Source organism: Adhaeribacter sp. (assembly GCF_057359045.1).
The window spans coordinates 1-14,674 of the sequence record NZ_JBMQUD010000004.1 but is presented as its reverse complement, the minus strand read 5'-3'; the positions used below and the strand labels follow the sequence as shown (position 1 = coordinate 14,674).

Sequence of the window (14,674 nt, the reverse complement as noted above, 5' to 3'; positions counted from 1 at the left end):
GAACATGACTGGTATAAACATCAAATTATATAAAACCGCGTGCGTGGCCATTAACAAAGTACTGTTGGCCGGTTTAATAGGATTAACTTTATCCTGCAAAGAGCATGTGCTGGATAAGGCTCCTTTAGATTCTTTTTCAGAAGAACTGGTCTGGAAAGATGGTAACCTGATTGAGACGTTTGTAAATAATACTTACCGGATTACACCTCACGGCTTTAATTACTCCATGGCCAATTCTCTGTCTACCCTGACGGATGAAAATAATGCCCGTAATTTTTCCTCGGCTAACATTATTAATGCGGGCAATATTACGCCCGATGCTTTAGCCGCCCTGGATTATTGGAATGACCCCCAACGTGGTTTTTATAAAGTAATTACCAAAACCAATTTGTTTTTTAGCAAAATAGAAGAATCTCCCATCCAGCCCGAACTAAAAAACCGGATGATTGGCGAGATGAAATTTTTACGGGCCTATTCTTATTTCCGGTTAATCAGTTTTTATGGTGGGGTTCCTTTAATTACCAAACCCTTTGGCTTAAACGATGATTTTAGCGTGCCCCGGAATTCGTATGAGGAGTGCCTGGCTTTTGTTTTAAAAGAACTAGACGAAGCCGCTGCCTTGTTACCGCTCGATTACCCCGCGGCAAATAAAGGAAGAATAACCAAAGGCGCCGCTCTGGCCATTAAATCCCGTGCCTTGTTGTACGCTGCTAGCCCTCAGAATAATCCGTCTAACGATAAAGGCAAATGGCAACAAGCCGCCGATGCGGCCAAAGCGGTTATTGACCTGAACCAATATGCCCTTTACCCAGATTATAAAACCTTATTTCTGATGTCGGCCATGTATAATTCTGAAATTATCTGGACCCGCCCTTTTAACCGCCAGGTAGACCTTGAAGAAGTGTATGTAGAATTAAGCCAGTACCCCAATGGCTATGGCGGCTTTGCCCAGGTGCATCCGCTGCAAAATATTGTAGACGATTACGAAACCCTGAATGGTAAATTGCCCCAGGCAGATCCTACCTACGACCCGCAAAACCCTTATGTAAACCGCGACCCGCGCTTTTACGCCAGTATTCTTTACGATGGAGCCCCTTTTCAACACCGGCAGGTAGAAACTTTTTTACCCAAGGGGCAGGATACAAATGAAGGTTCTTCGCAGCCCTGGAATGCCACCCAAACAGGTTACTACCAAAGAAAATTTCTGGATGAAAGTATTATTAATCCGGGCGGCACAAATATTGGCAGCACCCCCTGGACTTTTATCCGCTACGCCGAGATATTACTTAATTATGCCGAAGCCAAATTTTTCTTAGGAGAGGAAGCTATTGCACGAGAATATATTAATAAAATTAGAAGCCGGCCCAGTGTAAATATGCCGCCAGTAACAGAAACGGGTGCCGCATTATTGGCCAGGCTCCAAAATGAACGCCGCATTGAGTTGGCCTTTGAAGAGCACCGTTGGTTTGATGTTCGTCGTTGGAAAATAGCCCCGCAGGTACTTAACATTCCGGGCAAGCGCATGGCCATAACCAAGGATGCCGCAGGTAAAAAGACCTATAAAGTAGTAGAGTTTCAGCCCCGTGCTTTCTTTGAAAAAAATTATTTAGTGCCCATACCACAGTACGAAATTGCGAAAAACCCTAAACTGGTACAAAATCCAGGTTATTAAAAAGGTTTAAAGTCCTTTGGGGCATCTTACCTTTTTCAATCTTCTATTATTTACCCAATAAATGAATAAAATTAAAATACTTAACGTCGGATTTATTTTTATAAGCGCAGGCTTACTGCTTGTTTGTACGCCCAAAAAAAATCAGCTACCACCGGCTTTGCCCGCTACCGCGTTAGTTACCGATAGCTTGCCGGCGGTTTTACCCTTTAACCATGGCGATTTGGTAGAAAGTAGGTTAAGACAAGCAGCTGTTTTGCAGTATGGACTCCATCAATTGCCCTATAACCAAGCCGATTGGGAAAGCCACCGGGCAAGGCTTAAAAAGCAAATTCTGGAAAAAGCCGGTGTATCCATCAATCACCAGTTGCCTCTTAATTTAGAAGAAACCGGTACGGTTCAAATGCCCGGTTACCAAATAAAGAAAATAGCTTTTCAAACCCGGCCCGATGTGTACGCCACCGCTAACCTGTATGTTCCGGAAGGCAAGGGGCCGTTCCCCGCGGTTATTACCATGCACGGACATTGGCCGGGCGGGCGATTATATGAATCCTTCCAGGCCATCGGCCAAAGCTTAGCGCTAAATGGGTATGTATGCCTGAATATTGATGCCTTTGGGGCTGGAGAACGTAGTACTCTTCATGGCACCGATGAATATCACGGCGCTAATCTGGGAGCCTCGCTGCTAAATATTGGGGAGTCACTGATGGGGGCACAGGTTTCGGACAATATAAGGGGCGTAGATTTGCTGACCTCTTTGCCTTATGTAGACCAGACGAAAATAGGCGCCACCGGGGCAAGTGGCGGCGGCAATCAAACCATGTGGCTGGCCGCCTTAGACGAACGCATAAAAGCCGCCATGCCGGTAGTGAGCGTAGGTACTTTTGAGTCTTATATAATGCGGTTTAACTGTGTCTGCGAGTTGCTGCCCGATGGGCTTACTTTTACCGAAGAAGCCGGTGTGCTGGCCATGGTCGCGCCAAGGGCCATTAAGATTTGTAGTATTGTAAACGACAATCCTACTTTTATGTCCACTGAAATGCAGCGTAGCTATCAGAATGCCCAACCAATATTTAAGCTGCTGGGGGTAGAAAACAATATTAGTCAGCAGGTACTGGATAAAACGCACGAATATTGGCCAGAGAACCGCGAAGCCTTGCTGGGCTGGTTTAACCTGCACCTGAAAGGCATTGGCAACGGAGCGCCAGTTAAGGAAAAGCCTTTTAATACCCTCTCTAACGAAGAGCTCATGGTGTATGCCAAAGGGCAGCGGGACCCCAAAGTAGAAACCATAGAAGCTTATTGTAAAAGAAAGGGCCAGGCTTTGCGGGCCACGCTTCTGAGTACCAGCACCCTTAATGTAGAACAAAAGCAACAGGCGTTGCGCAGCATCTTGCGCATTCCGGAGCTCTCGGACTTGCGGAAAGTTCATACTTTCTCGCGCGTGGGTGGCTGGGAGCGCCTGGCCCTCGAAACCTCCGATGGCAAGCTTATTCCGCTATTACACCGGGCGCCAACAGCAGCTTCTCAGCAGTATGTAGTCCTCTGCAATCCTGCCGGTAAGAAGCAAATTTCTACCACCTTGCTTACCGAGCTACAGCAAAAAGGAGTAGGGCTGGTTTTAGTCGATTTATCCGGTACCGGTGAAGCGGCCTCCTTCCGGGAGAACACCAAGGATCGGGCAAAGATTCTGCATACGCAGGCGCGGGCAGAAATGTGGCTGGGCAAAACCATCCTGGGCGAATGGGTAAAAGAACTCCAGATTGTTACTGATTTTGTAAAGACAAATTACAAAGCGCAACAGGTAAGCATTGATGGGAGCAAGGAAGCTGGCTTGGCGGCGCTGTTCTTAAACGCTACCTCGCCAGGAAAGGCAAACCAGCTTACGCTGCGGGAAGTACCCCTCAGTTACGCTTTCGATAACCGGGAGTCGGTTGATTTTTTTAGTATGGCGGTCCACTTGCCGGGCATTTTGCCCTGGGGCGATGTATCGCTGGCGGCGGCACTTACCGGCCAGGATATTACCTTCATCAATCCTGTAACCATGTCGGGTCAAAAGATAACCGGCACCCAGTTAAGAGAATACCAGGCAGAGTTTGATAAGCTGCGCAAGCTAGCTAAACAACCGGGCCATACCCATATAGATAACCAACAGATTGTGATGAAATGAAAAAGGAACGCAGAGATTTTTTAAGAATGGCCGGTTTAACCGGTCTGGGCCTGGCTGGGGGCGGACTTCTGGCAACTGGCGGAGCTAAATTAAACCAGGCATCAGCCGCTCCCCATACGGGTAGCCAGGCACCCCATGTCCAGAAATTTAATATGTCGGGCTATGCGGCTCCCAAATTAGAAACGGTGCGGATAGGATTTATCGGGCTGGGTAACCGGGGACCGGCTCATTTAGGGCAGGTGGGCCAAATACAAGGCGTGGATATAAAAGCCTTGTGCGATTTGCGACCAGAAAAATTAGCAGCCGCCCAAAAACGGATTGCCAATACATCGTTTAAACCAGATTTATATACTGGTAAAGAAGATTGGAAACGGGTATGCGACCGCAAAGACATCGACCTGATATTCATTGCTACACCCTGGGAACTACATACGCCCATGGCGCTGTATGCCATGAATCAGGGTAAGCATGTTTGCGTAGAAGTGCCGGCCGCTAAAACCCTGGAAGAGTGCTGGCAGTTGGTAGAAACCTCGGAGCGTACCCGGAAGCATTGCATGATGATGGAAAATGCCTGTTACGGTTTTTTCGAGTTATTTATGTTAGTTCTGGCCCGGCAGGGATTCTTCGGCGAAATTATCCACGGCGAAGGCGCGTATATTCATCATTTGCTCTACGGTAATTTCTCCAAAGATAAATATTACAATTTATGGCGGCTGAAAGAGAATATTGGCCGAAATGGTAATTTATACCCCACGCATGGTTTAGGCCCCATTGCGCAAATGATGAATATTAACCGGGGCGATAAATTCGATTTTCTGGTATCGGTTTCGGGTAACGATTTTATGATGAACGAATTGGCCAAGGAACTGGCCGCCAAGGATGATTTCTATAAACAGTTTGTCGATAAACCTTTCCGGGGCAATATTAATACCACCACCATCCGCACGAGTAAAGGCCGCACCATTATGTTGCAGCACGATGTTACCACGCCGCGGCCAAAATCAGATGGCTACCTGATTAGCGGTACCAAAGCGAGCGCTATCCAGTTTCCGGTAGAAAGAATCTCTATTGCCAAACCCGCTACCCCCACTACCTGGCGGGGCTCAGATATTCAGGAATGGATAAGTGATGAGGATTTTAAAACCTTGCAGAAAAAATATGAGCCGCCCATTGTGAAAAAATTAGGCGAAATAGCCAAAAAAATTGGAGCCCACGGCGGCGGCGATTTCTTAATGGACTGGCGGACGATAGATTGTTTGCGCAACGGTTTACCCTTGGATCAGGATGTATATGATGCGGCCCTTTGGAGTGCGATTGGCCCCTTAACGGAGAAGTCGGTAGCCGACCAAGCTTTTATTAAAGTACCGGATTTTACGGCCGGCGCCTGGCAAAAGAATAAGCCTATGGATATTATGCTAACGCAAGGCGGAAATACAAAGGTTAATTTCTAATACCCAATAATAAACACCCTTTGTACTAGGGCAACCCCGGCAGGTTTTTAAAACCTGCCGGGGTTTAAATGCAATTATTTATTTTAGGGCTTTCTTATAGCAGCAACCAAATACGCGTAATTTTTCGTTTTTATAACTGCCCCTGGCTTTTGCAACCGGTTATTCTATTAAAAACCTTCTGGTTGCGTTGGCTACACAAATACATAAACCCAACCTGGTATTTGCTTCTAACGCCTGCCAGCCAGAATATTCCTGCGCCAGCACGTGTGTAGATAAATTCGGGTAATTATTCGAATAAAATAGTTCTGGAAATAAAACCTTGGCAAATCAAGCCCGGCCATTGCTTAATCCATTACCCTTACCAATTAGCCATACCAAAGCTTGAATGCTACTACTTCCTAGCCGGTTAAGGGCATCTGGCAAATACCAGTTTAACGATAACGTTCTCGTGATTATATTCTGGTAAAACCTTGTAAACAGCACAATACTGCCAGTATATTATCCCAATATTATGCACCAGAGGAATAATATAAAATTTGTGTAGAGCAAAGCTAAAAAGGAAGCTGTTTAGTATATAGGGAAAAAGCCAAAAATCCGCCGCCATTGGTGCTGTTATCACCGCCAATCCAGTAGCCTTTGCTTTTTTCTTTCCTGGGCCAATACGGCTAGGGCTAAATTATTTGCCAACCTTGCTACACTAAACAGGGTCAAGGTTTGTTGTTCGCGGTATTCAACTGATTAGCTAATAAATTCAGCGTATTAAAAATTACTTAAACTAAAATGAGAATATTATATAAGCCGGGACTGGGGTTGGTAAACAAACTTAAATACCTGCTGCTGCTGCCAGGTATGTTGCTTTTACAACAGTGCTCCCAATCTGGAAATTTAAAAGCAGACCAAAAGAATGCCGGTTCAGCGTATTATACCATGGATGATTTTGGCACCCTGGAAAAATATGATGCGCATGTGCATATCCGAAAAGACATTGACACAGTTTTTATAAAGCAGGCCGAAGTAGATAATTTCCGGTTGCTGAATGTAAATGTATACTCAACCACCGGGCGGCCTATTGAAGAATTACAAAAATTTGCGCTCGAAAAAATTCAAAAGTATCCGGGACGTATAGCTTATGCTACCACTTTCTCCCTGGCCGGCTTTAACGAGGAGGATTGGCACGAAAAAACAATTGCCTATCTGCAAGATTCCTTTAACAAAGGGGCAATAGCCGTTAAGGTGCATAAAAACATTGGCATGGAATTAAAAGATAAAGAGGGTAACCTGGTAATGATTGATAATCCGCGGTTTGATCCCATTCTTAATTTCCTGGCCCAAAAAAATATTCCGTTACTGGGGCACCTGGGTGAGCATAAAAATTCCTGGCTACCCTTAGAAAAAATGACCGTTAAAGGTAACCGCGATTACGCCCGGGCGCACCCAGAGCACCACATGTATTTGCACCCGGATCGGCCTTCTTATGAGTATTATATCCAGGTAAGAGACAATATGCTGGCCAAGCATCCCGATTTAACTTTTATTGGGGCGCACTTGGGCAGCTTAGAATGGAGTGTAGATGAGCTGGCCAAACGCCTGGATAAATTCCCGAACATGGCCGTAGATATGGCCGAGCGGATTTCGCATCTGCAATACCAGACATTAACCGAGCGGGATAAAGTGCGCAACTTTATTATAAAATACCAGGACCGCCTGATTTACGGTACCGACCTGCGTAACGAAGCCCAGGACATTGTTAATAGCGGCATAACCAAACCAGCCGACATGCAAAAACACGCCCATGCCGTTTACCTGCGGCACTGGCGTTTTTTTACCACCGACGAAACCATGCGGGTACCCAAAGTAGACGGCGAATTCAGGGGATTAAAACTGCCCCGCGAAGTAATTGACAAAATATATTATAAAAATGCCGAGAAGTGGTACCCGGGATTAAAAAAATTAAAAGCTAATACCTAATAATATTTAAGAAGAATAATGGAAAAAGTATTAGATAAAACGCCTAAACCGCAGAAGGAAGTAAAGAAAAATACAGGCATTCTCCGCAAGATAATGCTGGGGCTCAGCGCTATTGGCCCGGGTTTGTTTCTTATCGGGTATAATATTGGTACCGGCAGCGTAACCACTATGGCTAAGGTGGGCGCCGAGTACGGAATGGCCTTTACCTGGGTTTTATTTCTTTCCTGTATTTTTACTTATATCCTGATGGTAGCGTATGGTAAAACCACATTGGTAACCGGAAAAACGGCCTTGTATAATATTAAAACCCATTTAAAGTTTGGTAAGGTACTGGCCATCTATATTATTGCGGCGCTGGTTATCGGCGAGATACTAGCCTTAATGGGCATCTTTGGTATTATTGCCGATTTGTTGCAAGAAGGCTCCCGCTTGTTATGGGGTGGCACCGGTTTTAGTACTTTTTGGATCACGTTTGTGTTGGTGGTGGGTTTATATGCCTTGTTTTGGTTTGGTCAATACCAAACTTTTGAAAAGGTACTCATCTTCCTGGTGATTCTGATGGGGCTGTCTTTTACCATTGTTTTCTTCCTGGTTAAACCAGATTTGTCCGCCATTTTCAGCGGTTTAAAGCCAACCCTGCCCGATAAGCCTGGTTCTTTGCACCTGCTGGCCGCCATTGCCGGCACCACCTGTTCGGCAGCCGTATTTATTGTACGCAGTACCGTGGTGGCAGAAAAAGGCTGGTCTATTAAAGACCTGAGCAGTGAAAAAAGAGATTCCGCCGTATCAGCTGCCATGATGTTTTTGCTCAGTGTTATTATCATGGCCGTATCTGCGGGTACTTTATACGTCATGAAATTGCCCCTGAATAATACCATAGAAATGATCAGCCTTTTCCAGCCCATAGGCGGTAAGATAGCCGCATTTATTCTTATCCTGGGAATTGTTGGGGCCGGCATTTCCACCGTTTTCCCCATTATATTAATAGCCCCCTGGCTTATTAGTGATTACACCGGCCAAGAGCGAAATATTTATTCGCCGATGTACCGGATTCTGGGCTTAATCGGGATATTATTTGGGTTTGGCATGCAGTTTATACAAACAACCCCGCCCTTGCTCATGGTATTTTCGCAAGCTTTTCAGGCCTTAATTTTGCCTGCCGTAGCCATCCCAATATTAATTCTGATAAACAATAAAAAGTTGATGGGTAATTATGTGGCAGGACTTAAAATGAATTTGAGCTTAATAGCCGTTATTTTATTTAGCTTGTTAACCAGTTATTTTGCTATTGCTGATTTTACCTGATTACAGTAGGCAGCGTACCTGTATAAGCTTGGTCCACATAAAAAAAAATAGCTGTAAAGTTTCCCGTTTAGCCACTTAGCAAGACTTACGGTTAACAAGAGTGGTTAGAATCCTTCAATCTTTACAATTAATAATATTAAAAGCCTTGCAGCTCCTGTAGTTGCAAGGCTTTTTTGTTTTACTTCAAAATTATTCATAAATTAAAAATGTGGGTTTAGTAGAAATTATCCTGCAATGTGAAGATGATTATGGCAGCATACTGCTCGGTACGGGCATCCAGTTGCCAAGCTAGGGCATCTTAAAAATTTTATTAAGTTATTATTTTAACTATATTTAAATGAAATACTAAACTAAAATTTTATAATGGCAATTGGTGAATCTTTAGGAAAGTCTTTAGTTTCTAAACTCTTTAGCATTTGTTTGAAATATAGTTACAAGGAGCTATCTAAAGATTATACCTTCTTCAAAGTTCTAAAAGAATTCAAGATTGAGTATCCAAAGGACGAATACAATTCTTCTTATTTACATACCACAATTTTATTTGCGGCAACACAAAAGCCAAAAGAGTTAATTGAACTTATTCTCCTTGAGGAGTCAATAAAGTCATTTAAAGAAGAGATTTATCATAAGAAAAAGGGAGTATTTGAAAGAATGTTAAATGCTAATCTTCATACAAATAGATTAGTAAAAGAGATAAAACATTGGAATGAAATACCACATGAATTAATAGAAGAGTTTTTTGAAATTTATGATAAGCTTGTTAAAGATATAGCCACACCAGTTCAAAACGAATTACTAAAAAAACAAAATGAATCTATTTTAATAACTGAGAAAGGATTTGGTGAAACTCTTGTAGGAATAAATAATTTAAGCAGTGACTTAAGTCAACAATTACAACAAATACAATTTCTATTGTCTAAACCTGATGTAGAATCTAAACTTCAATCGGTATTTGAGAAACAATTAGATAGCATAAATAAAACTTTAGAGGATGGTTTAGTTAAACAAGCATTAAACCAATTATTTATTTTAAAGAATGATATATGGAATGATTCTTCAGAAAGAATAAAATTTAGATTATTAACTAATATAGGAGTTTGTTATTTTAAGCATAATGACATTGAAAATGCAAGTAAATATTTAATTGAAGCATATTCATTTAACCCTAACTCAGAGGTCGCGTTAACTAATGTATCAAATGCATATTATACTATAGGGCATGTTGATAAGGCTAAAGAATATTTAAATATTTTCTTTAGCCTTTATCCTGACTCAATAAATGCTCATGCTTTATCTATTAAACTTAAGTCTAAAATATATAATATTTTAGAAATTGAAGAAGCTATTCCAGATAGTCTAAAACAAAATGTTGAAATTTTAACTTCCTTAGGTGTAGTTGCACGTGAAAATGGCAAATATAAAAAGTCAATTTGGTATTTAGAGGAGGCATTAAAATTTAGCAAAGAGAAGGATTTGGTTGAAGAACATTTGCTTAGTACTATTCTTGAAAAATATAGAAGGAATTTTAAGGTTTTAAATTTAAATTTTATTGATGAAGTAACAGAAAAAGAGTTAAGAAGGGCTCTAGAGCTATGCGACGACTTGATTATTAAGTATGAAAGCACAGAGATTGATACAGTTCGAGTAAGCCTCTTGCAAAGCAAGTGCCTTATTCTTAATGTGCTTGGTTACATTGAGGAAGCCTTAGAGGTAATAGATGATGCTCTTAAAATTAAAGATGGTAATAGTGTTTTATTAAAGCATAAAGGTTTCTTATTGGCTTTAAATGGTAACATACCTCAAGCTAAAATTACATTAGAGAAAATATTGGACTTTTCAGATGTGCCTGATGTACCATGTTTATTAGCAGAAATATATCGTAAAGAAGGTATGATAGAAAGAAGTATACTTTTATTGGAAGATTTTATTAATAAGAATTTTGACAGAAAAGTAAGGAAAAAAGCAAAAGGTTTTTTAGTTGAATTATTAATAGAAACTAATCAAGTAGAAAAAATAAATTCTCTGATTCTTAAAGAATTTCAAGATAAGAATATTTATAACTTAGTCTACCAAGCAAAAGTAGATATATTTTCTGGAAAAGAGGATGCAGCTTTAAAGACACTTCAAGAAGCTATTAAGCTTCTTCCTGGCAAAACGTCTATTCGAGATAGATATATTTTAGCTGAAGAACTTTTAAATTTAGGATGTATTAATCATTCAATCGAGGTTTTTAATTCTTTTATCGATAAGAATATTAATAACGAACTGACTATTAGAGTAGCGAAGTTGTATTATTTAATTGGTGAAAAAGGTGAATGTTTAAAGATACTGCAAAATTTGCGAAATAAGTATGGTGTACAAAAAGATATAACACCATTAGAAATTTCTATTTATCAAGAATATGGAGACTATGAAAACGCGAAAGTCATAAGTGAGAATTATTTATTTGTTTTTCCAGATGATTTACGCATGAAAATTAGAATAACTGGAATTAATTTGAGATTGGAAGATTTTGAGCAAGTCGATAAATTCCTTAATGAAGAGATTAATATTTGGAATTTAACTTTCGAGGACTTTAAAACATATTTAGCACAACTAAAGGCTAGAAATTTAAGGAACAAGATTTATAGGTTAACTTATGAATATAGAAGAATAAAAAATAATAGCCAGGCGCATATTCTTTATATGAGTATTATGTTTCAAGTGCCTTTAACTAAGGGTGAATGTGAAGATCCAAAGGCTGTAGTGGTTGATTCTGTTATAACTTTAATTAATTCAAATAAAGAAGAAGTTTATTTTATCATCGAAGATAGATCTCAAGAAGAATTGGTTGGGAATGAAATCAACTTGCAAGATGAAAAGTTTTCTCTTTTAAAGAATAGGAAGGTAGGAGATGTAGTATTATTTAATAAATCGAGTACTAAATGGATTGTCCAATCTTTAACTAAAAAGCTGGTATTTGCTTTTAAGGAAACTCAAAAGAAATGCGAAACTATCTATAGTGAAGAAAGTCCTTTTCATTCTTTTAGTATAAATGATTTTCCTAAGTTTTTAGAAAGACATAAAAGGGAAAATAAAGATTGGCAGGATAATTATAATAATGTTATAGAATATTACAAAAACCGTGAAGCGCCATTCAGTATGGTAGCCTCCTTTATTAATAAGAATCCAATTACATTGTGGGATGATTTTACGAATTTATCAAATATTGGAATTCAAGTTTGTTACGGAAATAATGATGAATGGAATGAAGCATTTGATATTTTGCAAGATGCTAAGTCTATTTGTGCCGATATTTTATCCTTGTTGACATTATTTGAATTAGGAATAGAAAAATTAATCATATCAGAATACGGTAAGCTTATTATTAGCTCATCTACTTATGATTTAATATATGATTTAAAACAGGAAGTAGATTTTTTTTCAAGTAATACTAACGCTTTAGAAAAAAGCAAGCTTGATTTATTTTCTGAATTTGTTAAATCAAGTACTGTAATAAGGGTGCCTACAACAGCTATCACTATGAATAGCAAGGAGAAGGAGCGTTTAGATAATATGTTGGGTGTCCCTTATATTGATACTTTTTTATTAGCGAAAGAAACTGGTAGTATTCTTTTATGTGAAGATTTACTAACTAGAAGTATCGCAAAGCATGAACATTCTTTAAATGGTGTTTGGATCCATGCAATTCTAAGATACTTTTTAAGAAATAATATAATTTGTAATCAAGACTATCAAGAAAAAGTTATTAAGCTTGCTGAGTTAAATTATTTACATACTGCAATTGACGAGAATACTTTATTAGCGGCAGCTAAACAATGCGCTTTCAAATTTATTAAGCCCTTTTCTAGTTGTATGAATATTCTAATTGGTGGTATTAGTTCAGATAGTTCATCATTGATTGTAGCTTATGCTTTTCTTTATCGCTTATGGCTAGAAGATATAATTCCTTATCCAAATAAAGAATATTTAACGTTACAAACAATAACAGTTCTTTGTACAAATAGAAAGATATTAGATATATTAGATGCCTTAGATTATATTCTCCTAATGAATTATAGAAAAGACCAAGATAAAAATAATAATTGGATTGTAGAGCAAATTTATAATCAAAAGGAGAAGTGGAAAGATATATTCCAGATTAGACAAGATAGATTTTTCTATTTAAAATTTCATCACAAAACAAAGCTTTAATTTTGACTATTACTGTTCATCCCCACACATTCTAACAATTTTCGGGTAAAAGGTACCAACTACTTCTACTAAATCCTGCTGGGCGGCCATTACCTGGTGAATATCTTTGTAAGCCATCGGTGCTTCGTCGAGGCCGGAGCCAATTACTTCTACGCCGGCTGCCTGCAAATATTGCTGCACCTGCGGTAAGTTAAGCGTGGCTTTGGCCCTGGTGCGCGACATAGTGCGGCCGGCCCCATGCGAAGCGGAATTTACCGAAGCGGCTTGTCCTTTGCCCCGCACAATAAAGCCGGGCGTAGCCATCGAACCCGGAATAATACCCAGTACGCCTTTTCCGGCCGGAGTAGCGCCTTTGCGGTGTACAATTACTTCGTCGTTGGTGGCACTGGTCTCTTTCCAGGCAAAGTTGTGGTGGTTTTCTATTTGAGCCAGGGGCTCCAGGGCCAGGGCAGCCGCCAGGCGTTGGTGTATCTGGTGGTGGCACGCCGAGGCGTAATCGCCGGCCAGGTTCATGGCCAGCCAATATTCTTGTCCGGCCTCCGTGTTCAGGTCGAGCCAGGCCAAATGTTTTGCTTCGGGCGGTAACGGGCAAGCGGCCATAGCCACTTTGGTGTAATGGCCGGCAATGGTAGCACCCATGCCGCGCGAACCAGAGTGCGAAAGTATAGCCAGGTAAGAACCAGGTATTAAATTAAATTCATTCGTCGCATCCTGAATATCTAACGTTCCAAATTCCACAAAATGGTTACCACCACCCGAAGAACCTAACTGGCTATACGCGCGGTCTTTTAGGGTACGCAGCAGCGGAATATCCCGGAACTCCGGCCGGTCTATCACGGCATGGCCCATAGGCTGGCGGAAAGTGGCCCGGCCAAAGCGGGTATTGTCGAGTAAAATAGTTTTTAAACGGTCGCGGTTTTGCTCGATAAAGTTAGCCGGAACCGGGTAAATGGTTAAACACATGCGGCAGCCAATATCTACCCCCACACCATAAGGAATTACCGCATTTTTAGTAGCCAATACGCCGCCAATGGGCAAGCCATAGCCCTGGTGGGCATCGGGCATAAGCGCGCCGGCTACCGCCACCGGCAGGCGCATGGCAGTTTTCATTTGCTTTAACGCGCCTTCTTCAATGCCAGCCCCGTCGTACACCGTAAATGGTAAATACTCGTTGGGCAGGGGCAGGTAAGGCTGGGGTTTCGGTTCAAGGAGTTTTTGCGCCAATGGGCCCAGGATAACGTGTTCCTGGTATTGGTCGGGTGCCGTCAGCACATTACTAAGCAGTTGGGTTTGCTCCGAAATAGGGCGGTCTTGGTAATGGGTGTTGAGCAGGTAAAGCGCTATGCCAATGGCTTTGCCTTCGGGGTAGCCCAGCGCTAATACATCGGTGCCGGTTAAAGTAGTTTTTTCCATTGCTTTTTTCTGTTAAGCACCTTTTCTTAAATTCATACTCCGTAGAATTCAGCGAAAGGTTGAGGTGGTTTTCTGAAGCAAAGGAAAAACGGTAGTGCGCAGTCTTTCTGCGTGGTAAAAATTAATTTTGAATATTTTTATGGATGCTTTACCATTAGCTTTTTACTTGCCTGACCTCCACTACATTTCTATTTTGGAAAATAAAGTCGCACCAAACTGCCTTTTTACCCCTGGAATAAACAAATGTGAAATATTATTCCAAAATGATTTTACGAATGCGTACGTTGGAAGAATCAACTACGTAAATATTCCCTTGGGCATCCACGGCAATTCCCGAAGGATTATGAAATTGTGCTGTTTGGCCTGTGCCATCTTTATACCCAAGTTTGCCATTGCCAGCGATAGTACTAACCACCCCAACTGGCGTTATCATTCGGATACTGTGATTGCTATAATCCGCTACATAAACATTCCCCTGGCCATCTACTGCCAAGGCTACCGGGT

7 protein-coding genes and 1 pseudogene are annotated in these 14,674 nt (G+C 41.1%); 6 read left to right on the top strand and 2 right to left on the bottom strand.

What is annotated here, in order from left to right; all coding sequences use genetic code 11:
* Positions 1 to 4 precede the first annotated feature (4 nt).
* From ACO1R6_RS00705 to ACO1R6_RS00680, 6 genes are all read left to right on the top strand, one after another.
* Positions 5 to 1,672, top strand: a complete 1,668-nt coding sequence (locus tag ACO1R6_RS00705) for a RagB/SusD family nutrient uptake outer membrane protein (RefSeq protein WP_486261463.1) — start codon at positions 5 to 7, stop codon at positions 1,670 to 1,672.
* A gap of 61 nt (positions 1,673 to 1,733) precedes the next feature.
* Complete coding sequence (locus ACO1R6_RS00700) at positions 1,734 to 3,839, top strand: alpha/beta hydrolase family protein (protein ID WP_486261461.1); 2,106 nt, start codon at positions 1,734 to 1,736, stop codon at positions 3,837 to 3,839.
* Positions 3,836 to 5,290, top strand: coding sequence for a Gfo/Idh/MocA family protein (locus ACO1R6_RS00695; RefSeq protein ID WP_486261459.1), 1,455 nt, complete (start codon positions 3,836 to 3,838; stop codon positions 5,288 to 5,290). Before ACO1R6_RS00700 ends, ACO1R6_RS00695 begins: the two co-directional genes overlap by 4 nt.
* Positions 5,291 to 6,070: 780 nt before the next feature.
* Positions 6,071 to 7,258, top strand: coding sequence for an amidohydrolase family protein (locus tag ACO1R6_RS00690; RefSeq protein ID WP_486261457.1), 1,188 nt, complete (start codon positions 6,071 to 6,073; stop codon positions 7,256 to 7,258).
* A gap of 18 nt (positions 7,259 to 7,276) precedes the next feature.
* Complete coding sequence (locus ACO1R6_RS00685) at positions 7,277 to 8,563, top strand: Nramp family divalent metal transporter (RefSeq protein WP_486261455.1); 1,287 nt, start codon at positions 7,277 to 7,279, stop codon at positions 8,561 to 8,563.
* Between the two features lie 363 nt (positions 8,564 to 8,926).
* Complete coding sequence (locus ACO1R6_RS00680; RefSeq protein WP_486261453.1) at positions 8,927 to 12,757, top strand: PIN domain-containing protein; 3,831 nt, start codon at positions 8,927 to 8,929, stop codon at positions 12,755 to 12,757.
* 9 nt (positions 12,758 to 12,766) lie between these two features.
* Here the strand turns inward: ACO1R6_RS00680 and ACO1R6_RS00675 are convergent, their stop codons facing one another.
* Positions 12,767 to 14,170: an RtcB family protein gene (locus ACO1R6_RS00675; protein WP_486261451.1), complete on the bottom strand. Its 1,404-nt coding sequence runs from the start codon at positions 14,168 to 14,170 to the stop codon at positions 12,767 to 12,769.
* Positions 14,171 to 14,423: 253 nt separating this feature from the next.
* Positions 14,424 to 14,674: pseudogene (locus ACO1R6_RS00670) on the bottom strand (hypothetical protein); the annotation flags it as partial.

What these genes read in the sequence shown, in the direction of transcription:
- ACO1R6_RS00680 (WP_486261453.1), top strand. Translation starts at nt 8,927, where the DNA reads ATGGCAATTGGTGAATCTTTAGGAAAGTCTTTAGTTTCTAAACTCTTT.
- ACO1R6_RS00690 (WP_486261457.1), top strand. Translation starts at nt 6,071, where the DNA reads ATGAGAATATTATATAAGCCGGGACTGGGGTTGGTAAACAAACTTAAA.
- ACO1R6_RS00700 (WP_486261461.1), top strand. Translation starts at nt 1,734, where the DNA reads ATGAATAAAATTAAAATACTTAACGTCGGATTTATTTTTATAAGCGCA.
- ACO1R6_RS00675 (WP_486261451.1), bottom strand. Translation starts at nt 14,170, where the DNA reads ATGGAAAAAACTACTTTAACCGGCACCGATGTATTAGCGCTGGGCTAC.
- ACO1R6_RS00695 (WP_486261459.1), top strand. Translation starts at nt 3,836, where the DNA reads ATGAAAAAGGAACGCAGAGATTTTTTAAGAATGGCCGGTTTAACCGGT.
- ACO1R6_RS00685 (WP_486261455.1), top strand. Translation starts at nt 7,277, where the DNA reads ATGGAAAAAGTATTAGATAAAACGCCTAAACCGCAGAAGGAAGTAAAG.
- ACO1R6_RS00705 (WP_486261463.1), top strand. Translation starts at nt 5, where the DNA reads ATGACTGGTATAAACATCAAATTATATAAAACCGCGTGCGTGGCCATT.